At 51.3% G+C, this 23,132-nt stretch carries 19 protein-coding genes; 15 read left to right on the forward strand and 4 right to left on the reverse strand.

The window, feature by feature from the left end; translation table 11 throughout:
* Position 1: 1 nt before the first annotated feature.
* Both UNDKW_RS00600 and UNDKW_RS00605 read right to left on the reverse strand, forming a co-directional pair.
* Positions 2 to 2,404, reverse strand: a complete 2,403-nt coding sequence (locus UNDKW_RS00600) for an EAL domain-containing protein (RefSeq protein ID WP_162057158.1) — start codon at positions 2,402 to 2,404, stop codon at positions 2 to 4.
* Positions 2,405 to 2,460: 56 nt separating this feature from the next.
* Positions 2,461 to 3,078, reverse strand: a complete 618-nt coding sequence (locus UNDKW_RS00605) for a methylamine utilization protein (protein ID WP_232063182.1) — start codon at positions 3,076 to 3,078, stop codon at positions 2,461 to 2,463.
* A gap of 307 nt (positions 3,079 to 3,385) precedes the next feature.
* Between UNDKW_RS00605 and UNDKW_RS00610 the strand changes: the two genes are divergently transcribed.
* Positions 3,386 to 4,435: a GGDEF domain-containing protein gene (locus UNDKW_RS00610; protein WP_162057159.1), complete on the forward strand. Its 1,050-nt coding sequence runs from the start codon at positions 3,386 to 3,388 to the stop codon at positions 4,433 to 4,435.
* A 146-nt stretch (positions 4,436 to 4,581) separates the two neighbouring features.
* Here UNDKW_RS00610 and yedA read toward each other — a convergent pair whose 3' ends face one another.
* A complete protein-coding gene (gene yedA, locus UNDKW_RS00615) occupies positions 4,582 to 5,466 on the reverse strand; it encodes a drug/metabolite exporter YedA (protein WP_162057160.1) in 885 nt (294 codons plus the stop codon).
* A 125-nt stretch (positions 5,467 to 5,591) separates the two neighbouring features.
* On the opposite strand from yedA, the gene UNDKW_RS00620 reads away from it, so the two are divergent.
* The 5 genes from UNDKW_RS00620 (at position 5,592) to UNDKW_RS00640 (ending at position 10,077) form a co-directional block, all read left to right on the forward strand.
* Positions 5,592 to 6,038, forward strand: coding sequence for an Lrp/AsnC family transcriptional regulator (locus tag UNDKW_RS00620; protein WP_232063183.1), 447 nt, complete (start codon positions 5,592 to 5,594; stop codon positions 6,036 to 6,038).
* Between the two features lie 3 nt (positions 6,039 to 6,041).
* Positions 6,042 to 6,980 carry a LysR substrate-binding domain-containing protein gene (locus UNDKW_RS00625; protein ID WP_162057161.1) on the forward strand — a complete coding sequence of 313 codons (939 nt, stop codon included), beginning with the start codon at positions 6,042 to 6,044 and terminating at the stop codon, positions 6,978 to 6,980.
* A complete protein-coding gene (locus tag UNDKW_RS00630) occupies positions 6,947 to 8,062 on the forward strand; it encodes a sensor histidine kinase (protein WP_162057162.1) in 1,116 nt (371 codons plus the stop codon). Before UNDKW_RS00625 ends, UNDKW_RS00630 begins: the two co-directional genes overlap by 34 nt.
* Entirely contained in the window at positions 8,059 to 8,757 is a 699-nt protein-coding gene (locus tag UNDKW_RS00635) for a LytTR family DNA-binding domain-containing protein (RefSeq protein ID WP_162057163.1), read from the forward strand. Before UNDKW_RS00630 ends, UNDKW_RS00635 begins: the two co-directional genes overlap by 4 nt.
* Positions 8,758 to 8,877: 120 nt before the next feature.
* Positions 8,878 to 10,077: an acyltransferase family protein gene (locus tag UNDKW_RS00640; protein ID WP_162057164.1), complete on the forward strand. Its 1,200-nt coding sequence runs from the start codon at positions 8,878 to 8,880 to the stop codon at positions 10,075 to 10,077.
* Here UNDKW_RS00640 and UNDKW_RS00645 read toward each other — a convergent pair.
* A complete protein-coding gene (locus UNDKW_RS00645; protein WP_162057165.1) occupies positions 10,047 to 10,529 on the reverse strand; it encodes a nuclear transport factor 2 family protein in 483 nt (160 codons plus the stop codon). The genes UNDKW_RS00640 and UNDKW_RS00645 overlap by 31 nt on opposite strands.
* Before the next feature lie 131 nt (positions 10,530 to 10,660).
* Between UNDKW_RS00645 and UNDKW_RS00650 the strand changes: the two genes are divergently transcribed.
* The 9 genes from UNDKW_RS00650 (at position 10,661) to UNDKW_RS00690 (ending at position 23,126) form a co-directional block, all read left to right on the forward strand.
* Positions 10,661 to 11,560 carry a LysR substrate-binding domain-containing protein gene (locus UNDKW_RS00650; protein WP_162057166.1) on the forward strand — a complete coding sequence of 300 codons (900 nt, stop codon included), beginning with the start codon at positions 10,661 to 10,663 and terminating at the stop codon, positions 11,558 to 11,560.
* Positions 11,561 to 11,839: 279 nt separating this feature from the next.
* A complete protein-coding gene (locus tag UNDKW_RS00655; RefSeq protein WP_162057167.1) occupies positions 11,840 to 13,090 on the forward strand; it encodes an ABC transporter substrate-binding protein in 1,251 nt (416 codons plus the stop codon).
* 113 nt (positions 13,091 to 13,203) lie between these two features.
* Positions 13,204 to 14,028 (forward strand): carbohydrate ABC transporter permease, encoded by an 825-nt coding sequence (locus UNDKW_RS00660; protein WP_232063472.1) that lies wholly within the window; start codon positions 13,204 to 13,206, stop codon positions 14,026 to 14,028.
* Complete coding sequence (locus UNDKW_RS00665; protein ID WP_162057169.1) at positions 14,025 to 14,894, forward strand: carbohydrate ABC transporter permease; 870 nt, start codon at positions 14,025 to 14,027, stop codon at positions 14,892 to 14,894. The genes UNDKW_RS00660 and UNDKW_RS00665 overlap by 4 nt, the downstream gene beginning before the upstream one ends.
* A gap of 31 nt (positions 14,895 to 14,925) precedes the next feature.
* On the forward strand, positions 14,926 to 15,987 hold the full coding sequence (locus tag UNDKW_RS00670; RefSeq protein ID WP_162057170.1) for an ABC transporter ATP-binding protein: 1,062 nt from the start codon (positions 14,926 to 14,928) through the stop codon (positions 15,985 to 15,987).
* Between the two features lie 76 nt (positions 15,988 to 16,063).
* Complete coding sequence (locus UNDKW_RS00675) at positions 16,064 to 17,092, forward strand: LacI family DNA-binding transcriptional regulator (protein ID WP_162061705.1); 1,029 nt, start codon at positions 16,064 to 16,066, stop codon at positions 17,090 to 17,092.
* A 610-nt stretch (positions 17,093 to 17,702) separates the two neighbouring features.
* Positions 17,703 to 19,157, forward strand: coding sequence for a GH1 family beta-glucosidase (locus tag UNDKW_RS00680; RefSeq protein WP_162057171.1), 1,455 nt, complete (start codon positions 17,703 to 17,705; stop codon positions 19,155 to 19,157).
* 362 nt (positions 19,158 to 19,519) lie between these two features.
* Entirely contained in the window at positions 19,520 to 22,219 is a 2,700-nt protein-coding gene (locus tag UNDKW_RS00685) for a TonB-dependent receptor (protein WP_162057172.1), read from the forward strand.
* Between the two features lie 76 nt (positions 22,220 to 22,295).
* Complete coding sequence (locus tag UNDKW_RS00690; RefSeq protein ID WP_162057173.1) at positions 22,296 to 23,126, forward strand: family 16 glycosylhydrolase; 831 nt, start codon at positions 22,296 to 22,298, stop codon at positions 23,124 to 23,126.
* Positions 23,127 to 23,132 lie beyond the last annotated feature (6 nt).

Below are 23,132 nucleotides of genomic sequence, written 5' to 3' on the forward strand. Positions count from 1 at the left end.
TTCAGGCTTGACTCGCTGGCTGGTTTTGTTCCTGCCACTTGCCCAGCCAGGCGGGCATGTCAGTTGAAGGCATGGGTTTGCTGATGTAATAACCTTGAGCCTGGTCGCAGCCCAGCTCCTTCAGCAAATTCATGACTTCTATATTTTCCACACCCTCGGCCACTACACGCAAGCCCATATTGTGTCCCAGGTCTATGGTCGATTTGACGATCTTGGTGTCATCAATATCCTTCTCCATCTTGAGTACAAAAGATTTGTCTATCTTCAGTTCATGGACCGGCAGGCGCTTCAGGTAGGCCAGTGACGAATAACCCGTGCCAAAATCATCGATAGACAACTCAAAGCCCATGGCATGCAATTTGTCCAGCGTCTGGAAGGCCCGGACCGGGTCATCCATGATGGCACTCTCAGTGATTTCCAGGCAAAACGAGGCAGCTTTTACTTCATGGTTCTGCAACACCTGGGCAAATTTGCCTGGCAAATCCTGATCCAGCAAATCTCGGGTAGAAATATTGACCGAGATTTTCAGGTGTATGCCCTGCTGGGCCCAAAGGTGGCAGACCCGTGCTGCTTCATTCATGACCCAGTGCGTCAACTGGCGTATGAAGCCGGTTTGCTCGGCAAAGGGAATGAACTGATCGGGGAAGATAAAGCCACGCTCGGGATGTATCCAGCGTACCAGTGCTTCGACTGCAATCACCTGGCCATGGTCTAGACCAACCTTGGGTTGTACATATAAACGGAAGGCCTGCTGTTCCAGTGCTGCCCGCAATTCGCTGAGCAAAGACAGGCTTTGCTGGCTGGACTTGTCGATGTCGGGGGAATAAATGACTGCGCCACTATTGCCGAGTTTTGCCGCATACATGGCAACCTCAACCCGGCTCAGCAAACTTTGGGCATCCCCCGCATGTTCAGGAAAACCGGCGATGCCTATGCCGGCCCCCAGATCAACAGTCTGGTCTTCTATGGAGATAGGTTTTTCCAGTGAACGCAGGATGCGGTTCGCCAGCTCTAGTGCATCTTCCTTGGCGCTATTTGGCAACAGTATGGCAAATTCATCACCACCGAGGCGGGCGGGTTTGGTACCGCCAGCTCCAAGTTCTGCCGACAGGCGTATGGCAACCTGGTTCAGCAGGATATCGCCAAAGCGGTGTCCCATGACGTCATTCACATGCTTGAAACGGTCGAGGTCCATCATCAGCACATAGCAGGACTTTTCATGGGAACGTGCGCTGGCAATGGCTTCTTCCAGCATGTCGGTAAACAGTGCCCGGTTTGGCAGATTGGTCAGGGTGTCCCAGTAAGCCAGACGGCTGATTTCTTTTTCACGCTGGGCAATACCATCACGCATGGTCATGAAGGTGCGCGCCAGGTCGCCGATCTCGTCCTTTTGTTTGACGTCAATGGTGGCAGTGTAGTCACCGGCACCCAGGCTGCGCGCAGTTTCTGCCAGTTGCCGTACCGGCCCGGTAATGCGACGGGCCGTGATGGCGCTGATGATGCTGGCAACCACGGCAGCAAGTACCGTCAGTAGCAAGAGATTGCGCTGCAAGTCCTTATAAGGGGCGACTGCCTGGCTGATCGACAGTTGCAGCACGGCGATGGTATTAAACTGTTCGTTCTGTGCCAGTCTGAGTATGCGGGCGCTATACTGGTCGTCATCGATTTGCAGGGCAGGCAGATAATTGACCAGTTTGTCTGCAACAGGTAATTGCTGGGCCAGCTTGCCAGCGTTCTCATCATTGAGGCTGGACACATTCGCGAGCCAGCGCCCCTGTTTTTCAGAGGTCAGCAAACTGATTTGCATGCGCGATAATTCATGCATGTCGGTCACCAGGGCCTTGCCTATGGGGATGGCCATGACTACCCAACTGATGGTGACCGGTGCTTCGATAGGCACGACCACCATTTGATAAGGTTTGCCATCGACGATGGCCGTACTGGCAGCACTGCCGGTTTTTTCTGCGGTTTGTATCAGTGCGGCAACCGATTGCTGCAGGCTATTGCTTAATTCATTGTTTGCACCATTGCTGCGGCTGGTTTTGCTGGTTGCTGAAAAAGCCGTGATTTTCCTGTCCAACCCGACCAGCATGGTCAGGTCTGAACCTATGCGGTTGCCATGATTGGACAAGGTTGAGACGATGGTTTCAGTATCGTGCGTACCTATGGCTTCGCGAAAGGCATAATCCTTGGCGAGGACGATGGCGCCCTGTATGAGTTTTTGTGCATTCTGGTCCAGCAGGCGCAGCAGGAATTTTTCATTGATTTTCAGATTCTCTTCAACGGCGGTACGGGCGTTTCTGTCTATGGCATTACCAATAGCAAAAAAGGCCGCCAGTTGTACCGTCAACAGCAGGCCTATGAACAGAGCAACAACCCGGCTTTCCAAACTATGCAAACGCATGAACTTTCCTATTGGTGTGCGTGGGAAAAGTATTTCCTGCCAATCCAGTCTTGTAATTAACCAGCCTTGTAATTCAATTTTACCGTCAGGTTGGGGCCATTACTGTCGATTTGTATGTTTTGCTCTTGTACCTGTGCCGACGCTGGTTGTTTGGGATGCCAGGTCTTCAATACATATTTGCCGGCAGGGATGGTGGGCAGACGGGCAGTTCCGCTCGCATCGGTTTTGGCAAAATAGGGAGTATCGACGATCTGGATATAGGCAACCATCTGGTCGTGGATATTGCAGCCAACCACCACGGTACCGGCTTTGTCGAATATCACAGGTGCAGCAGGCTTGCCTGAATACAGCTTCAATTCAAAAGGCTTGGCTGGGGAAAACGAGTAAGCGTGATGCCTGACCGTGTCATTGTTGGGAAAGGAAACTGAAGTGCCGGTTTGTATCACAGTCACGAAGGGCATGAACTTCTTGTCTTTTTGCTGGATTTCAGCCGTAGCTGACTTGGTAATCTGTGGGCTGCCGGCAAGTTCTGCATAGACGACTGCATCCTGTACTGCCTGTCCGCTGCTGTCTGTCACCTGTATGGATGTGGCAGATGCTGCGCCAGCCATGACCAGGCTGCCTGCCATGCAGCCCAGCATGAGGATGCAGGATTTGGTACGCAGACGTTTCATGGCTACACCCCGGCAAAAAATGATTGAAATGAGTTTTGCTAATATTACTTTAGTTCGATAGTTGTATGGCTGCCTGCACTATTTGAAAATCGGATTCCACGCATTTTTCGTACAATTTTGTAAAAATATGTCTCTGCATGAATAGTTTGCAGAATATCAGGTAAAGCCAGCCCTGAATTGTTATACTATTGTATAAGGGCAATTTGCGCGCAGTGCTTGCGTGTGCTGGATTGCTGCTGGCGAGTTCGTACTGGTAATTAATGCAAGGATCGGCTGGAATCGGCAGGAAGATGCAGGAATACGGGGCATGGAATCAATCATTAAACACCTGGTAGAAATTACCGGGCATCGCGATCACGATTTACTGAATATTTCAGTAATTACTGCGCTGCGTCAATTGACCAACGCGGAATCGGCGCGGGTATTGGATGTGGTTTCTGTCGGCCAGCAAGTCTTTATCAAGCCGCATATCAGTATAGAAAATGACAATGTCGCGATTGCCGACGAAACCCAGGCGTCCCCTGCTTCCCATGATTCCATCGAGCTTTACCCTCACCTGAAAGAGGGGATTGCACAAAAACAGCAAGTCATAGAGCAAGTCATAGAAGGTGGCAAAATTATCTGGCTGCCAATCTGGATCAATGACAAATTGCATACTTGCCTGGAAATTTACAAGCCCGCCAATTACACCACGACGGCAATGGAAGTCGTCAACGGCATGCTGATTGTCTATCGCAATTTCCAGAATCTGCTTGATTATAGTGAGCGCGACTCATTGACAGGTTTACTGAACCGCAAGACTTTTGATGATAATTTTTCCAAGGTTTTGCGTAGCAGTGCTTTGCAGCAGCAGGCCAGCACAGAAGCTGAGCGTGCAGAAGAAGAACGCCGCAGCCATGAGCCTGAACGTCAGCACTGGCTGGCTGTGCTTGATATTGATCACTTTAAGCGCGTGAATGACCAGTTCGGGCATCTGTATGGTGATGAAGTGCTGATCCTCATCGCCAATCTCTTGCGCAGTTCTTTCCGCCCCTCAGACCGCCTGTTCCGTTTTGGTGGCGAAGAATTCGTTATCTTGCTGCGTTCGACTTCGCAGGAAGATGCCAATACCATTTTCGAACGTTTCCGCCAGAATGTGGAACAGCATTATTTCCCCCAGGTTGGCACGGTCACCATCAGCATAGGCTATGCCCGCATAGACCCATTTGAACCTGCCGTCGCCATTGTGGGCCGGGCTGACCAGGCGCTGTATTTCGCCAAGTCTAATGGCCGCAACCGCACGTGTTTTTATGATGAACTGGTGTCCAGCGGTGATTTGAAGACTGAAGTGTCCAACGATACCGCTGAATTCTTTTAAGACTGAGCCTGGCCTGGTCTTGTTTGACAGCTCAGTTGATGAATGAGTTGATTGATGAATTGATGAATTAATTAATAAAATGGCGCTGCAGTGTTGCAGCGCCATTATTTTTTGTGCGGGGCAGTTGTCAGGCAACGATCAATTTATCAACTGGCAGTCTGCTCTTTATGCTTGTGCGCGCTGGTCAGTACTATCACGCTGCCAAGAATGATGCTCATCGCCAGCATCTCGCGCATGGACAGGTGCTCGCCACCAAACACCACACCAAGACCTACTGCGATGACAGGATTGACGTAGGCATAACTTGCAGCCAGACCAGCCGGTACCTTGGACAGCAAATACATATAGGCAGTAAATGCCAGCAGTGATCCAGCCACCACCAGATAGGCCCAGGCAGCCACTGCATTGAAGGTGACTTCACCCGTCAGTTGCTCACCCTTACCCAGGCTGATGATGAACAGGAACAAGCCACCGACCAGCATTTCACTCGCAAAGCCCATGCCGCCTGCCGCCATCTTGAGTTTCTTTTGCGACAAAATCGAACCCACATCCCAGCATAATATTGCACCCAGCAAGAACAGTATGCCCAGAGGTTGTGCTGAGAACTGGCCGTCAGACGCCAGCAACAGGGCACCGGCAAAGCCGCAGAGTATGCCTGTCCATTCGCGGCGCTTGGGCCAGTCTCCAAACAGGCCTGATAAACCAGACAAGATCATCGGTGAGCAGGCAATGAAGACGGCAGTGAGGCCAGAAGACACGTATTGCTGCGCCACCGCCGTCAAACCAGTACCGCCACCCAGCATCAAAATGCCAACAATGCCGCCATCGCGCCATTCACGCAAACTAGGGTTGGGTGCACCGCGCCATTTTTGCCATGCATACAAAATAGCACCGGCTACCAGAAAGCGCGTCCCTATCATCATGAAAGGCGGGAAAGCCTTCAGAGCCACCTGTATGGCAAAGTAAGTGGAGCCCCAGACTATATAGACAGTGAGCAGGGCGAGTAAGACTTGACGTGGCAGATGGCGCATAGCTGATGGGGCATGGATTAAATTCAGGTAATCAGTGTATGTCAGTGAGTTTGAATTTTGAATGGATAATCAAAGGTAAATCAGGTACATTTCTTTTAATCTCAACGAAAAAGCAGGTTTTCCCCGTGAAAATAGAATTGGATATGATGGATGGCAAAATCCTCGAGATTTTGCAGGCCGATGCCAGGGTCACCATGGCCGAGATAGGCCGCCGCATACATTTAAGCCAGCCTGCCGTGACCGAAAGGGTTAAGCGCATGGAGGCCGCCAATGTCATCACAGGCTACCACGCCAGGGTCAATCCTGAGGCGCTGGGTTATGGCATTACGGCTTTTGTCCGCATTGCCAGCCGCGCAACCGATACGCCGGTACTAAAAATTGCCGAGCAAGTACCCGAAGTAGTTGAATGCCATGCCATTACCGGCGAAGATTGCGTGATCGTCAAAGTAGTCGCGCCATCCGTGCGCGAGCTGGAGCGCGTGATTACCAGTCTTGCGCGTTGCGGTGTGACTTCGACTTCCCTGATCCTGTCTTCATCGATAGAAAGACGGGCCATCAAGCCTGTGGAATAAAAAATGGAATTGCGCCAGCTACGTTATTTTGTCGCCATCGTTGATCACGGTTCACTGTCGCGCGCAGCGCGCGTGCTGCATATCGTGCAACCGGCGCTGACACAGCAATTGCAGCAACTTGAAGAAGAACTGGGTGCGACCCTGTTGCACAGGTCAGCGCAAGGCATGCAAGCCACTGATGCCGGCAAGATATTCTATGAACATGCGCTGGCGATTTTGAAGCAGGTCAGCGATGCCAGATCAGCCGTCGCCCAATCGACTGACAAACCCAGTGGCACAGTGGCACTCGGTATACCGCAAAGTGCTTCGGGCGCGCTGGCCTTCCCTTTATTGAAAGCCGTACGCACGGCTTACCCCGATATCGTGTTCCAGCTGACAGAAGAATTGACGGGCAACCTGACCGAGCAATTACGCTCAGGCCGTTTGAACCTGGCGATATTGTTTGATGATGGCCAACTGGGCGGCTTTACCAGCAAGCCGCTGGTCGAAGAGGAAATGATGTACATCACACGCACGGATTCTCAGTTTGCCTGTAAGCGCAAATCGATTACCCTGGCCCAGGCCTTGCAGGCGACCCTGATTCTGCCCAGCATACAACATGGCGTGCGCCCACGCATAGAACAGGTGGTCAGGGAGCAGGGTAAGCACATAGAGAATGTCATCGACATCACCTCGATAGCGATTTTAAAATCTGCGTTGATGGCTGATATGGGGGCGACCATCTTGCCCGTATCACCCATGCTGGCAGAAATCGAACGCGGCGAAATGCGTGCCTGCCCTATCAGCGATGTGCAACTGTCGCGTACCGTAACCCTCTGTGCTTCCAAGAATATCCCGCTGACGAATGCGGCCATGGCAGTAGAAAAACTGGTGCTGGAGCTGACCCGCGATTTGAGCATGAGTGGCAAATGGCTGGGCACCAGCAACCTGGTGGCGCAATAGTGGATGGGCTGGCGTATTGGAACAAGATCAAAAAACCAGTCTTCGTCGGCTGGTTTTTGTTCTGGCTATTGATGGTGGCGGTTGCCGTGCAGGACCACCTGAAAGGTGGCGGCAAACATATTTGGGAGCCAATCTTCTGGGAAAGCTCTTCTGCCCTCGTCGGCACACTGCTGCTCTTGCTGCAAAGGCGCAAGCTGACCGACAGGCATTTATTGCAGACACCAGCCAAATGGTTCTGGCAGCAAATCCTGCCCCTGCCTTTGTTCAGCACTGTATTTGTGGTGCTGGTATATAGCCTGCGGCATTCGGTGTATGCCTTGCTGGGACTCAGCTATCAGCATGATGGCTGGATCAAAGTCTATTTTTATGAGTGCAGCAAGATCTTCATGTTCTTTGGCATGTTCTATGTCGTGATTTTTGGCCTGCAAGCCTATGCTTCTTTGCTCGAAGAAAAAGAGAATGCAGAAAAATCCCAGGCGCTGTTACGTGATGCGCAATTGCACAGGCTGACGCAACAGATGCAGCCGCATTTCCTGTTCAATGTACTCAACACCATTTCATCACTGATGTACACCGATGTCAAACTGGCTGACACTGCGCTGAGTGAGATCGCCGCACTCTTGCGCGCCAGCATGGACCTGGGCCAACACAGCGAAACCAGCCTCGCAGATGAATTGAAACTGCTGCAAGCCTATGCAAAACTCATGAGCCTGCGCTTTATCGACAGGGTAGAGATCAACTGGGACATTGCTGACGATGTGCTAAGCAGTAAAGTACCGGTCATGAGCCTGCAAACCATACTGGAAAACAGTTTCAAGCATACTGTGGAAAAACGCAGCCAGCTTACTCACATAAAAATCAGCGCATATAAAGAGGCAGGGCAAGTCATCTTGCGCATCGAGGATGATGCAGGTCAATTGCAGGAGAACGGGCAAGGCTCAGGCGTGGGTATCAGTAATTTGCGCCAGCGACTGCAAGTCCTGTATCAGGATAAAGCCAGTCTGCAATTGACCGATCTGAGTCCATCAGGTGTCATGACCGAGCTGCGCCTGCCCATTGATGTCGGGAACATAGCTTCATGAAAATCCTTATCGTCGATGACGAAGCCTATGCCAGGGATAAGCTCAGACGTCTGGTAGCAGAGCATGTCGCAGATGCCGTCGTATCAGAAGCCAGGGATGGCAAAGAAGCGCTGGAATGCATACAAAAGCTACAGCCCGACCTGGTTTTCCTCGACATACAAATGCCCGAGATGGACGGCATTACCGTCGCCAGTCAATTGACAGCACCTGTCCCACGGATCGTTTTTGTCACTGCTTATGACCAGTTTGCCCTGCAGGCTTTTGATGCGAATGCAATAGATTATCTGCTCAAACCCTATGATGAGGCGAGGTTCCTGCGTGCACTGCAAAGAGTAAGCGAGCGCAGGAGCAGCGCAAGGAAAATCCAGGCAGAACAGCATTTGCTGCTGAGTGAAAAAGGCCGCGTCACCGTCATCAAACTGGCCGACATCATACGGCTGGAAGCTGCTGATAATTATGTGATGATCTTTACCAGCCAACAGCAGCATATGATGCGCCAGACCTTGTCGGGTTTGCAGGACAGGCTGGGGCAGGACTTTGTGCGTTGCCACCGCAGCCATATCGTCAGGCTGGACCAGATTACCCAGGTCTTGCCAGCGCAAAAGGGAGATGCTGAACTGCTGCTGCAAGATGGCCTGCGCTTGCCATGCAGCCGTCAGCACAGGGATGAGGTCGTGCAGGCACTTGCCAGCTAAGTCACTGTTGGGTTTCCATTTCACCCCTGCTCACATCCAGTCCGCCACATTTTTCTGGTGTGAATTTGATCATGCTTTTAGTATCGCGTCTGTGTTCATCTATGACCAGAAAAAAGAGCCATGTCAAATTCAAGCATAGCAGTGCCAGGTTTGCCTTCCCAGCGCTTATATTTTCTCGACTGGGTCAGGATCATCGCCTTCTTCCTGCTGATTCTGTACCACGTAGGCATGTACTATGTGGAGTGGGGCTGGCATGTCAAAAGCCCGCATGCCAGCAGCGCGATACAGCCGCTGATGATGCTGACCAACCCCTGGCGTCTGAGCCTGCTGTTTTTTATCTCTGGTGTGGCATCTGCCTTCATGCTGGAAAAAATCGCTACCGGCAAATTCCTGCGCAGCCGCAGCCTGCGTCTTTTGCTGCCGCTGATCTTTGGCATGTTCGTCGTGGTGCCGCCACAAGCTTATATGGAAGTGGTGGAGAAACTGGCCTATGCAGGCAGTTATGGCGAATTCATGCAGCTCTACCTGCATCACTATCGTGGCTTCAAGATAGAAGGCAAGGTATTGGATTTGCCTACCTGGAATCATCTGTGGTTTGTTGCCTACCTGTGGGTATATAGTGTGTTGCTGTGGTTCTGGCTGGCTTTCAAGCCTGCGTGGTTCCAGGCTGCCCGCAGCTGGCTGCAAAAGCAGATGAAAGGTTGGCGCATCCTGGTTTTGCCTGTTGCTTACCTGGCGCTGGTGCGCATGGGTTTGTTCAGTTCTTACCCGCCGAATAATGGCCTGGTGGCTGACTGGTATAACCATGCCTGCTATTTGTTTATCTTTACATTCGGTGCCCTGATTGCCAATTCCCAGGCATTCTGGCAAGAGCTTGCCAGAATGCGCTGGCTGGCTCTCAGAATAGCCGCATGTGGCTGGTTGTTCCTGATCATCTATTTCAGCTTTGAGTATGACGCTACACCGAAGTGGTTCATCATGCTACAGCGCGGCGTATGGGTTTGCATGGCCTGGTCAGCGATTATTGCAGCCTGCGGCTATGCGAAGCAGCATCTGAATTTCGATAGCCCGGCAAGGCGCTATCTGACGCAGGCAGTGTTTCCTGTGTATATCCTGCATCAGACTTATATCGTCATCATGGCGCATGGCATGAAACCGCTGGCCTTGCCTGCCCTGCCAGAAGGCATCTTGCTGGTGGCGCTGACAGCAGCGACCTGCTTCCTCAGTTACGAGATCATACGCCGGGTGTTTTTCCTGCGCCCACTGTTCGGACTTGATCTTGGTTTGGCTTACAGGCCAAGAGCACTGAGCCCGGGATGATCATCTGGCCTCCTGCCCTGGGGCCAGTGGAATAAACGCTGATCTGCGCTGATGCGCAGATCATTGATGCTGGCAAAACGTTTATGCATGAGGCCATTCTCCGCAAATTCCCAGTTCTCGTTGCCATAAGAACGCGTCCAGTTGCCTTCATGGTCGCAACCCTCGTAGGCGAAGCGTACGGCGATGCGGTTCTCGCTGAATGCCCATAATTCCTTGATGAGGCGGTATTCACGTTCTGCTGCCCATTTTCGCTGTAAAAATTCCCTGACTTGCTCGCGCCCCTGCGGGAATTCATGGCGGTTGCGCCAGATCGTATCCACCGTGTAAGCCAGCACCACCTTGTCCGGGTCGCGGGTATTCCAGCCATCTTCTGCCATACGTACTTTTTGTATTGCCGTCTCCAATGTGAAGGGGGGTAAGGGTGGGCGTGCAATTTCCAATGACTTATCCATTTTCATTCGTCCTTAAGTAAATATCGTGAGTTGAGTTATGAATACTCAAATTTACGCAATATCGTTTGTCTGAAGAATAGCCATGATTTACAATTAATTATTATAAATAGCGGAATAATCGCAGGAGTGCCATGGACAAACTGCATCTGATGACCGTATTTGTTGCCGTTGCCGAAGAAGAGGGCTTTGCCGCTGCCGCCCGTCGTCTGGCCATGTCGCCGCCTGCAGTGACCCGCGCTATCGCAGCGCTGGAGGCCAGGTTGGGCGTCAAGCTGCTCAATCGCAGCACCCGCTTTGTCAGGGTCACAGAAGCCGGTCAGCGTTATCTGGAAGATGCCCGTCGCATCATTGCCGATGTCGAGGCTGCCGATGAAGCCACGGCAGGTATCAATGCCGAACCGCGTGGTCATCTGGCTGTCACTGCTCCCGTCATGTTTGGCAAAATGTTTGTCATGCCCGGCATTGTTGAATATCTGCAGCGCTATCCGGCGATGGATGTGTCTGCGCTTTTCCTCGACCGTGTCGTCAATTTGCTGGAAGAAGGCATCGACGTCGGTGTGCGCATAGGTGAATTGCCAGATTCCAGCATGAAGGCAATACGGGTAGGGCAGATACGCCGTATATTGTGCGCCTCGCCCGCTTATCTGCAAACACATGGTACGCCAGCCAGTCCGCATGACTTAAGCGGGCATAGCATTATTGCCGCCACTGGCGTCACCCCCATGGTCGAATGGCGCTTTACCCATGCAGGCCAGAATATGGCGATCAAGGTCAAGCCACGCCTCACGGTCAGCAGCAATGATGCGGCCATAGAAGCCAGCCTCGCAGGCCTGGGCATCAGCCGCTTGCTGTCCTACCAGGTGGATGGGTATTTTGATGGTGGACAATTATGTCGCGTCATGCAGGCATACGAGACTGCTCCGCTTCCCGTGCATGTGGTACACAGGGAAGGCCGCTATGCAAATGCCAAGGTGAGAAGTTTTGTCGATCTCATCGTCGCACAGTTGCGTGCAGCCATGGTGCAGCATTGATTTCCTGGGGGAGACCTGCGATGAAAGCCAGTAGGGATGCTTACCCTGTTGTTTTTCATATTGACAATATGTTGACACTGGAAAACCCAGGGTGTTATATTTTGCCTGGATTTATGGGAACGTTTCCAATTGTATTCAGTCGATGTGACTGAGCATGATGAGAGGCGGGAATTTCCATGTATGCAGTAACAGATATAACGATAAAAAAGCAGAAGAAAGCAGAAAAATTGCAGACCACGATCTGCCATCTGCACCCGTGGAAACTTAGGCGGAGACAAAATGTATAAAACCAATAAACCGGTGCTTGCCCTGCTACTCGGTGGCCTGGGCGGCCTGGTAGCCGCGAGCATGTCTGCACATGCCGCAGGCCCCAAGGCTGAAGTCATGCACTGGTGGACATCCGGTGGTGAATCGGCGGCTGTCGCCAAATTTGCCGAAGCTTATCGCGCCGCTGGCGGTGTCTGGACAGATACTGCCATCGCCGGTGGTGACCAGGCGCGTTCCGTCGCCATCAACCGCATGGTCGGGGGCAACCCGCCCACTACGGCGCAATTCAATATTTCCAGGCAATTCCAGGATGTCGTCGAGCAAGACATGCTCAATAATGTCGATGATGTCGCCGCCAAAGAGAACTGGGACAAGACCCTGCCTGAGCCCATACGCAATGTCCTCAAAATCAAGGGGCATTATTATGCTGTACCGGTGAATATCCACATGCCAGCCTGGATATGGTATTCAAAATCCGCATTTAAAAAAGCAGGTATAGACAAAGAACCAGCCACGCCAGATGAGCTGTTTGCTGCTCTCGATAAACTCAAGGCAGCCGGACTGATACCGCTGGCCCATGGCGGTCAGGCCTGGCAAGAGACTATCGTCTTCATGGCCATGCTGGCCAATGTAGGTGGCAAGGATCTGTATCTGAGTGTGATGCGTGACCGTAATGTCACCGCTATGAATTCAGAAGCCTTTCGCAAAGTCTTGCTAAGCTTCAAGCGCTTGCGCTCTTACATTGATACCGCATCACCTGGCCGCAACTGGAATGACAGCACAGCCTTGCTCATCAAAGGCGCAGCGGGCATGCAAATCATGGGTGACTGGGCTTTGGGTGAATTTGTCGCGGCCAAACAAGTCGCTGGCCGCGAATATGGTTGCATGCCAGGCCTGGGACCAAAAGCACCTTATCTGATACAGGGCGATGCTTTTGTCTTTCCAAAAACTGCAAATCCAGAAACCATCAAGGCGCAAAAGCTGCTGGCCAGCATTGTGGTGGCACCTGGCCCTCAACTGGAATTCAATAAGCTCAAGGGTTCCATCCCCATACGCAATGATCTTGATGTGACACAGTTGAACCTGTGCGCGCAGACCGGGCTGGAAATCATGAAAGACAAAAGCCGACATGCAGGCATAGGTGAGATTTACCTGACGCCAGACCAGAATGGTGCCCTGACCGATGTGCTGACAGCTTATTGGAATACCAATATGGCGGTGGAAAAAGCACAAAAAAATATCATCGCAGCGTTGAAAAACTAAGTGCCATACTGATATCCTGCCAAGCACCCTCATACATGCCAACCACTTCACCCAGCGCCAGATACAAAGGCAAGCTGCATACCAGGCTCATCCCTCAAGCTGCCTTGCTGCCTATGAGCCTGACGGTGGTATTTGGCTACCTGGCGACCTTATTGTGGACATTGAAGATTTCATTGAGCAGCTCGCGTACTCTACCAGTCAATAATTTCGTTGGCCTCATTCAGTATGAGCGTCTGTTCGACAATGAGCGCTGGCTGTTGTCACTGAATAACCTGGCCATCTATGGCGTGCTGTTTATCCTTGCCTGCGTCATTATTGGTTTTTTGCTTGCCGTATTCATAGACCAGAATGTCACGGGTGAAGGTGTTTTGCGTACCATCTTCCTGTACCCTTACGCTATGTCATTCGTCGCCACCGGTCTGGTGTGGCAGTGGATGCTGACGCCTGGTGTGGGGATACAAGAAGGCATACGACAATTGGGGTTCAAGGATTTTCAGTTTAACTGGATAGTTGATCAGGACATGGTCATTTATACCGTTGTCATTGCCACCGTGTGGCAGGCTTCCGGCCTGGTCATGGCGATGCTGCTGGCGGGTTTGCGTGGCATAGATGACGATATCTGGAAAGCTGCGCGCATGGATGGCATCCCCACCTGGCGGGTGTACCTGTCCATCATCATCCCCATGCTGGCGCCCAGTTTTGCCACCGTATTCCTGTTGCTGGCAACGGCTGTCGTCAAACTCTTTGATGCGGTTGAAGCGATGACGCAGGGCGGCCCCGGCACTGCCAGCGAAGTACCGGCAAAATTCATCATGGACCATTTGTTTGGCCGCGCCAACCTGTCACTTGCATCTGCCGGTGCCATCATGATGCTGCTGCCCGTGCTGGCACTATTAATACCCTACGCGTATGCAAGAGCGCGCAAGGGCAAAAGATGAGGACAAATACAAAGCGCATATGGACACCGGCACGCATAGGCATCTATGCCTTCCTGCTGACTGCTGCGGCATTCTTTTTGCTGCCGCTGTATATCATGCTGGTGACTTCCTTCAAATCAATGGAAGAAATTCGCCTCGGTAATATCTTTGCCTTGCCCATGCACATGACGGTGGAACCATGGCGGCAAGCCTGGAGCACAGCCTGTACAGGCGTGGCCTGTGAAGGTATCAGTAGCGGTTTCTGGAATTCAGTGGCGATTACTTTACCCAGCACCTTGCTGGCGATTTTTCTGGGTGCGCTGAATGGTTACGCCTTGTCGTTCTGGCGGCCCCGTGGTTCACAACTCCTGTTTGCCATTTTGCTGGCGGGCGCTTTCATTCCTGTGCAAGTCATGATGTTTCCACTGGTGCGGGTACTGGCGGTCCTGAATATTTTCAGCACCCTGCCTGGGATAGTACTGGTGCATGTGATCTTTGGCATGCCCATCATGACCCTGCTGTTTCGCAATTACTATCTGGGCATACCGCAGGAACTGTTTCATGCCGCACGCATAGACGGCGGCGGATTTTTCCGCATCTTTGTGCAATTGATGCTGCCCATGTCCCTGCCCATGATAGTCGTAGCCGCCATCATGCAGGTCACCGGAGTATGGAACGATTACATTCTCGGCCTGGTGTTTGCGGGGCGGGAACATTTACCGATGACGGCACAATTGAATAACGTCATCAATACGACGACCGGTACCAGGATGTATAACGTCAATATGGCAGCTACCATATTGACCGCCTTGCTGCCACTGGCTATCTATTTCATTTCAGGCCGCTGGTTTGTGCGTGGTATTGCCGCTGGTGCGGTTAAAGGTTAGAGGTTAAAGATTAAAGGTTAAGGACGGGTGCATGGCATATGTAAGTCTCAAGAATCTGGGTGTACAGCTAGGCGAACAAAAGATCATCGAACAACTGGATCTTGAGGTGGACGAGGGTGAATTCCTGGTCTTGCTGGGGCCGTCTGGCTGCGGTAAATCGACCCTGTTGCACAGCATAGCCGGGTTGATTGATATTGCAGCAGGTAGTATAGAAATTGCAGGCAAGGATGTCAGCTATGCCGAACCCAGTGACAGGCAGATAGGCATGGTGTTTCAGTCCTATGCACTCTACCCGACCATGACGGTGGAAAAGAATATGTCCTTTGGCTTGCGCATTAATGGCGTCGCCAAACCAGAAATACAGGCACGCATCACAAAAGTAGCAGAGATGCTGCAATTGCAGCCCCTGCTACAGCGCAAGCCAACGCAGTTATCCGGTGGACAAAGGCAGAGGGTGGCGATAGGCCGTGCCCTGGTCAGGGAAGCCAGGGTGTTTTTGTTTGATGAGCCACTTTCAAACCTGGATGCCAAGTTGCGTACAGAATTGCGCCGCGAACTCAAGCTGTTGCATCAGAATCTCGGTTCTACCATGTTGTATGTGACACACGATCAGGTAGAAGCCATGACCCTGGCCAGCCGCATCGTCGTCATGCGGGCTGGCAAGATACAGCAACTGGGTACGCCGTCTGAAGTATATGAGCGACCGGCAAATCTGTTTGTAGCAGGGTTCCTGGGTGCGCCGGCCATGAACTTTATTGCTGGCAAACTCAATGAAAACAAGCAGTTTGGTCATGAAATGATCAAGCTGGATTTATCAGCTTATGAGTCTCAGGCAACATCGCCAGTGCAGGATGTGATTTTGGGCATCCGGCCAGAATATATGCAGGTGCAGACAGATGGCGCATACAGCGGCGAACTCAGTCTGCTTGAACCCATGGGTAATCATCAACTCTTATGGTTGACTATGGGTAAGCAGCAGTTGTGTTTGCTGGACCATGAAAACCGGCAATTCAAGCTGGGCGAGACAGTGCGCTTTGATATTCACACCGACAGGGTTTCCCTGTTCGATGCAAAAACAGAGTCACGTTTGTGATTGAGGAAGATAATTCACTATAGTCGGAGCAAATTTTTAATATACTGGCCGAATGATAAACATGGAAAAGAATCAAGTGGCGACTATCAAGGATGTTGCCCGCCTCGCGGGTGTAGGATTGGGCACGGCTTCACGCGTTGTCAGCGGTAAAGGATCGGTGTCTCTGAAGACACAGGAACGTGTGCGCAAAGCGATTGTTGAGCTGGATTTTCGACCCTCCCATGCCGCACGCAGTTTGCTGTCAGGCAATTCGCAGATGATAGGCGTGTATATCCCTGTGCTCAAGGGTACTTTCTACATGCCCATACTGCAGTCTATCGATACAGAATTGCGCCTGGCCGGTTTGCACATGGTGGTTGCGTTTGGCGTTGGTATAGGTGATGAACGACGGCAAGGTGTGGAAGGCATAGAATTTTTGATGGAACGTGGCTGCGATGGCCTCATCGTCATGAGCAATGTGCTGACGGATGAGGATTTTTCTATCCTCGGCCCAAAACGTGATCGTCTGGTGGTTTTGAATCATGATTCAAAAACCATCGCGGACCAGTGCTTTGCTGCTGACCATGTGCAAGGCGGTGTCATGGCTGCGCGCGCCCTGCTTGAATACAAGCATAAACATATCGCCGTCATCGCCGGCCCATCGACCGCGCCGGATAACGTGGAACGCATTAATGGTTTCCTTGGTGAACTCAGTCATGCCGGAATTGACACAGGCAAGATGTGGATAGCCGAGAGTGATTTTTCACCTGAAGGTGGCTGGAATTGTGCCAAGGAATTATTGGAATCAGGCCGTCCCTTCACCGCCCTGTTTTGCGCGAATGATGAAATGGCACTGGGAGCCTTGTCCTTCTTCCAGCAAGCTGGTATTTCCGTTCCGCATGATGTTTCTGTCATTGGTTACGATGACACCATGAGCGCTGCCTATGCCGCGCCGCCACTGACTTCCGTGCATATTCCATGGCGTGACGTTACTCTCAGTGCCTTGAATGAGTTATTGAACCGTTGCTATGGGCTGAGAAGACCGGTCACACGTGATTACCCGATCAAGGTGACCATGCGCGCATCGCTGGCGAAACCTGCGCAGCAACGGAGCAAGGCTGGCTGATGATCGTGATGATTATTTAAATTTGGGATTCAGACAAAGCAGCAGAAGAATTTGTTGAATGTGTTTGAATGTGCTTGAGTCTGTTTCAATTTATGGTGCGAGAGTTTGTTGTAGAAAAAGCGCAAAAAAGTGTAAAAAGAATGAATGGTTTTCTTGACTATTCATTTTTTTTATGAAATTATGGAAACCTTTCCATGTATCTAAAAGATGAATATTGTTTCATCCGTATCTGAATAACTGTGTCAAATATTTGTGAATGGTGGATGCTGAAATTCAGATAGTTTGTAGTCTATAGGATAGTAGAGTAGCAATGCGTTGGTGATTTAAGTTTGGACTGATGCTAAGCGCCCGTGGGGGCATGGCTACGGGATTCCATGGATGCTGCAGATGTCTGGCTAATGTTTACAAATAACCTGGGCTGCGGGGGAGTAATCAGTTCATTCATCATGATCCATGGAGCAGACAGCAGTTGGTGGGGACGCAGGACGAAGTTTGCAATAAGCGAGTATAAAAAATTCTGAGTAGCAAATACTCAAAATTTTTTAATCGCAATTGGAAACCTTTCCAAATAATTTTAATTTGAATCAACTTTAGATTGAGCAAGCAAAATATGAGCAAAAATCTTCTTCATGCAGTTCCGTCACTTGTTACGCAGTTGCAGCGCACAGATTTTAACAGCGATTTTTTATGGGGTACGGCAACCTCTGCCTATCAGATAGAAGGCGCAGCAGCGACAGATGGTCGCGTTCCATCTATCTGGGATAGTTTTTGTGAGCAAGCAGGGACCATACGTGATGGCAGCAGCGGAACGGTAGCCTCTGACCATTACCATCACTGGGCTGAAGACCTGGATATTGCTCAGAGCCTTGGCAGCAATGCTTACCGTTTCTCTATCTCCTGGCCACGCATATTTTCCGGGCCAGACAGCAAACCAAATCCTGAGGGGCTGGCATTTTATTCGCGTCTGGTTGATGGCATGCTGGAACGCGGCTTGCAACCCTGGGCTACCCTGTATCACTGGGATTTGCCACAATACTTGCAAGACCAGGGCGGCTGGGCATCACGCGATACCGTGCATGCCTTTGTTGAATTTGCCGATGTCATCACTGAACATCTGGGTGACAGGGTCAAACACTGGATCACCCACAATGAACCATGGTGCACGGCCATGCTGGGTCATGCTGACGGAATACATGCGCCAGGCATCAAGGACTTCAAGACAGCAATCCAGGTTTGTCATCATGTATTGCTGTCGCACGGCCTGGCAACACCCGTCATACGGGCCAATGTTGCGGATGCGAGAATAGGTCTGGCATTGAATCTGCATCCTATCTCTGCCGCCAGTGACAAGCCTGAGGATTTTGCGGCTGCCAGGCTGCATGATGGCTTGCGCAACCGCTGGTATCTCGATCCGCTGTATGGCCGGGGTTATCCTCAGGATGTCTGGCAGGCGTTGGGAGATTATGCCCCGGTAGTACAGGAAGGTGATCTGCAGGCCATGGCAGTTTCCACTGATTTTCTGGGCGTGAATTTTTACTTTCCAGAAATCATAGAACATGCACCCGGTGCTTCGCCATTGAACACGCGCCTGGTTGATGCAGTAGGGGTGGAACGCACGGCATTCGGCTGGGAGATCGCGCCAGAAGGCATGACCAGTTTGCTCAAGCGCATACAGGACGATTACCAGCCGCATGCCATGTACATCACCGAAAACGGCGCAACCTATGATGACCATCTTGATGAAGACGGCCAAGTCAGGGACGAATTGCGCCGCGATTATCTGATACGCCATCTGCTGGCTGTCAAAGAGGCAATACGCCTTGGTTGCCAGGTCAAAGGTTATTTCCTCTGGAGCTTGCTGGATAACTTCGAATGGGCAGAGGGCTGTTCGCGCCGTTTCGGCATCGTATATGTCGATTTCATCACGCAAAAACGCACGCCAAAACTGAGCGCGCATTGGTACCGCGACTTCTTGCTGGAAACAGAAAAAGCAAAAGACGCAACGACCACGGCAAAGACAGCAACTGTCGCAACGCAGCAAAGCCAGGAATCTTCAGCGGCATAGGTAAAAAAAGACAGATCAAAAGACAGACAAAAACACAGACAAAAACAAAAACACAGACGCGATCAATATGCCTGCCAGCGTGCAGGATAAAGCAGCCAGTATCCAAATTACATTTTCATTGACAAAAAGAAACGGGGGTAGTACTATGTTTTTTCGATAAAATTGGAAACCTTCCCATTGAAAATATTTGATTATTAATATTTCATCTTGGGTAATGCAGGACAGTGTTTTCAGCAGTACATGTGCATGGCGCAAAGACGCCAGCCAAAACAAAAATACCAGTAAGACGCGCATGCAAGATCATGTGCGGACCACGGCGACCGCAAGCGCACGCCGATAACTGAAAAAATATGGGAGACATGATGTTTCATCAAATAACCAAGCGTACCCTGATCAGCCTGGCTGTCGCCAGCGCCTGCGCGCAACTGACAACTTATGCATGGGCACAAGATCAGGAAGCCAGCAAAACGGTAGAAGCAGAAAGCAAAACCAAAGCAAAAAAATCAGATGCTGATAAATCTGAAGTACAGGAAGTCACCGTTACCGCCACCCGCCGCGCCACCTCATTATTGAAAACACCATTGGCAGTTACCGCCTTCAGCCAGGAAAAACTGAGCAAACAAGGCATTACCAACTTGTCTGGCATCTCTGGCGAATTGCCCAATGTGCAGATGGATGGCCAGGCCAATGACTCAGCAGTCAAGATCACTATACGCGGTATTACCGCCACCAACTTTACCGAGATTGGTGACCCATCCGCAGGTCTGCATATTGATGGCCTGTACTCTCCTCGCCCGCAAGGTGCGCAGGCTTTGATGTTTGACCTCGACCAGGTAGAAGTCTTGCGTGGTCCGCAAGGTACTTTGTTTGGCCGTAATTCGACTGCAGGCAGTATCAATATCATTCCCGCCAAGCCAGAGTTTGGCTCTACTTACGGTAGTGCCTCATTTGAAACCGGTAGCCTGAATCTTCGCAATCTCAATGTCATACAGAATATTGCCGTCGGTGACAATCTGGCCCTGCGTGCCACCCTGATGAAAGTCACCAGGGATAGCCCGTTTAACCAGATGCAGGATTTCTCGGAAGCGAATATCCCGGCCCTGGGCTGGAAGCCGGATGGTATACCTGACGTAACCCAGCGCTTCAACAGCAAGGTATCCAAGGCTGATGCTTACAATAACCAGAACCAGTGGGCAGGCCGCCTGGCAGCCAGGCTGAAAGTCAACAGTGACCTGGAATGGCAACTCGCGTATGAACATTTCCAGGATTCTGGTGCTGGCTACATAGGCATGCGAGACTGCGACCAGGCCGCTGGTACGCGTTGGGCATGTGTGCGTGGTCAATATGATGTGCTCATCAATGTGCCGGGCAAAGTGGATATGTCGATAGACACGGTGCGTTCCAAAGCGCTGTGGAACGTGAACAAGAACACCTCGCTGGAATATGGTTTTGTATATGCAAACCAAAGGCGTAGCCAGGTGCATGACGATGATGGTGGCGTCTCGCCCTACGATTTTGAAGTCACAGGCCGCAATCCTGTCGATGGCAACTGGTCGGTCTGGCCTATCTCGGATAACCTCACGCGTACCTTGAATTCCAAATACCTCTCGACCGTACATGAGCTGCAACTGAAGCAGAGCTTTGACAACTGGCAATATGTAGCTGGTGCATTCTGGATGCATGAAAAAAATGCCATCAACTTTGGGCAGGAGCAGATGCACTATGGCCCTAACAATATCCCCATCAGTCAGTTCTATGCCCAGCCTGACCGTCAGATAGATTCCAAAGCCCTGTTCGCGCAGGCAGACTGGAAATTTACTCCGGTCTGGACAGCTACGGTGGGCGCACGCTACACACGTGATACCAAGACCGATGTAGGCGGTATGAACTATGGCGGCAATAGCTGGGGCGGCCAAAGCTATGGCTACTACAATGGCCTGTTTGACTATGGCAAACCGGGCACTGACAGTTACCGTACACCAAACGGCAACCAGATCACGCCGCAAATGGGTACGCTGGGTGGTGCAGCAGCCTATTCAGGTTATGGTCCTGGTACCAATAATGACCATAGTGACAGCTGGAGCAAAGGCACTTACCGTCTTGGCCTGCAGGCACAACTGACACCAAGCGACATGGTGTATGCAGCTTTGGCCACCGGCTATAAATCCGGCGGCTTTGGTGACCGTACCAATAAGTGTGGCCAGACCACCTGTGTGTATGGTGACAATAAAAAAGAGCAGATCACCTATCTGACCTACAAGCCAGAGACCGTCACCAATTTTGAATTGGGATACAAAGGAAAATTGCTGGATAACCGTCTGGCCTTGTCTGTGGTTCTGTTCGCCATGCAGTATAAAGACATGCAGCAAACTGGCAGCAACTTCCTGGCGAAGGTCACTACGCCAGACAACCTGCCTTGTCCTTCATGGGCGCCAACTTGTGACGTGACTACTGCGTGGCAAACCGTCAACGTTGCCAAGGTCAATCTGTCGGGGATAGAAACCGAGTGGGATTATCGTCCATGGCCGGGTGCCAAACTCGGCGGCTTCTTCAGTTATCTTAAAAGCGTGATCCATGATTACGATTCTTATGATGATGGCTATGCCTGTGACCAGCGTGCAGAATTCGGCGCAGTTCCTTGCCCGGCAGTTTATCTGGGTACCGATGACAGATTGCGTGGTCGCCGTGCCTATAACCTCGAAGGCAATCAAATGCCGAATGCGCCCAAGTTCACCTTTGGCATGAATTTCTCGCAAGAGTTTGCGCTCGACAATGGTTATACGCTGACACCATGGATAGGCATGCGCTGGCAAGACAAAGTGTATTTTGATTTGCGCAATTTCGATAACGCCCATATCGGCCTGACACAAAAAGCCTATGCCAAGGGAGATCTGTCGCTGAAGCTGGTCGCGCCAAACGACAAATGGTTTGTCGAAGCCTATGTGCGAAATTTCACCGATGCCAAGGCCAAGACCAATGGCTGGAATGCAGGTGGTGGAAAAATGGGAGCGAGTTATATAGACCAGCGCTCTTTTGGTATCAAGGTAGGTGCAAGTTATTAAGCAATGAAGACCTGATGGATGCATGCATCATCCATCAGGTTTTTTGATTTTGCAATGAACAAAAACGGCAGACAGCATGAAAAAACAGATATCTTTGCCAGCATGTTTGACTTACCTGAGTTTATTGCTGCTCACCGCTTGTGGGGGCAGCAGCAATCTCGTGCAAACCCAAGTCGCGCCCAGTTTGCAGCACGGCTGGGAGCTGGTCTGGGCCGATGAATTTGCCGCTGACAAACTGGACTTGCAAAGCTGGCAGATAGAAACCGGCGGGCACGGCTGGGGTAATCATGAACTGGAAAACTACACAGCCCGCAAGGAAAATCTCAGGCTGGAAAATGGCATGCTGGTCATCGAGGCCAGGCAAGAAAAATTTGCTGGCAGTGATTACACCTCGGCACGCATCAAGACCTCTGGTTTGCACGAGTTCACTTATGGCCGTTTCGAAGCACGTATCAAGATACCCGCAGGCCAGGGTGTCTGGCCTGCATTCTGGCTGCTGGGTGCAGAGGCTAGCGCTGCTGGCTGGCCAGAGCGCGGCGAAATCGACATTATGGAAAACATAGGCAAGGAGCCTGCCACCAGCTATGCCACCCTGCATGGGCCGGGCTATTATGGCGCCACTGGTTTCGGAGGTTCAAAAAAACTCGCTCAGGGCAAACTGGCTGATGATTTTCACATTTATTCCGTCGAGTGGGACGCGATGCAGATACGCTGGTATCTCGATGGTCAGTTGTATCATCAGGCCAGCCCCGCGAACGTGCCGGGCAAGTGGGTATTCGACCACGGATTTTTCATCATCCTGAATCTCGCCATAGGTGGTGATTGGCCAGGCGCGCCAGACGCAAATACCAGATTCCCGCAACAGATGCTGGTAGATTATGTGCGCGTATATAAAAGAAAAACATGAACGTAA

It is taken from the genome of Undibacterium sp. KW1 (assembly GCF_009937955.1).
Lineage (GTDB): Bacteria > Pseudomonadota > Gammaproteobacteria > Burkholderiales > Burkholderiaceae_D > Undibacterium.

Bases quoted from the DNA above. Each gene is read 5' to 3' on its own strand.
- UNDKW_RS00600 (WP_162057158.1), bottom strand. From the start codon at position 2,404: ATGCGTTTGCATAGTTTGGAAAGCCGGGTTGTTGCTCTGTTCATAGGC.
- UNDKW_RS00605 (WP_232063182.1), bottom strand. From the start codon at position 3,078: ATGAAACGTCTGCGTACCAAATCCTGCATCCTCATGCTGGGCTGCATG.
- UNDKW_RS00610 (WP_162057159.1), top strand. From the start codon at position 3,386: ATGGAATCAATCATTAAACACCTGGTAGAAATTACCGGGCATCGCGAT.
- yedA (WP_162057160.1), bottom strand. From the start codon at position 5,466: ATGCGCCATCTGCCACGTCAAGTCTTACTCGCCCTGCTCACTGTCTAT.
- UNDKW_RS00625 (WP_162057161.1), top strand. From the start codon at position 6,042: ATGGAATTGCGCCAGCTACGTTATTTTGTCGCCATCGTTGATCACGGT.
- UNDKW_RS00630 (WP_162057162.1), top strand. From the start codon at position 6,947: ATGGCTGGGCACCAGCAACCTGGTGGCGCAATAGTGGATGGGCTGGCG.
- UNDKW_RS00635 (WP_162057163.1), top strand. From the start codon at position 8,059: ATGAAAATCCTTATCGTCGATGACGAAGCCTATGCCAGGGATAAGCTC.
- UNDKW_RS00640 (WP_162057164.1), top strand. From the start codon at position 8,878: ATGTCAAATTCAAGCATAGCAGTGCCAGGTTTGCCTTCCCAGCGCTTA.
- UNDKW_RS00645 (WP_162057165.1), bottom strand. From the start codon at position 10,529: ATGGATAAGTCATTGGAAATTGCACGCCCACCCTTACCCCCCTTCACA.
- UNDKW_RS00650 (WP_162057166.1), top strand. From the start codon at position 10,661: ATGGACAAACTGCATCTGATGACCGTATTTGTTGCCGTTGCCGAAGAA.
- UNDKW_RS00655 (WP_162057167.1), top strand. From the start codon at position 11,840: ATGTATAAAACCAATAAACCGGTGCTTGCCCTGCTACTCGGTGGCCTG.
- UNDKW_RS00660 (WP_232063472.1), top strand. From the start codon at position 13,204: ATGAGCCTGACGGTGGTATTTGGCTACCTGGCGACCTTATTGTGGACA.
- UNDKW_RS00665 (WP_162057169.1), top strand. From the start codon at position 14,025: ATGAGGACAAATACAAAGCGCATATGGACACCGGCACGCATAGGCATC.
- UNDKW_RS00670 (WP_162057170.1), top strand. From the start codon at position 14,926: ATGGCATATGTAAGTCTCAAGAATCTGGGTGTACAGCTAGGCGAACAA.
- UNDKW_RS00680 (WP_162057171.1), top strand. From the start codon at position 17,703: ATGAGCAAAAATCTTCTTCATGCAGTTCCGTCACTTGTTACGCAGTTG.
- UNDKW_RS00685 (WP_162057172.1), top strand. From the start codon at position 19,520: ATGTTTCATCAAATAACCAAGCGTACCCTGATCAGCCTGGCTGTCGCC.
- UNDKW_RS00690 (WP_162057173.1), top strand. From the start codon at position 22,296: ATGAAAAAACAGATATCTTTGCCAGCATGTTTGACTTACCTGAGTTTA.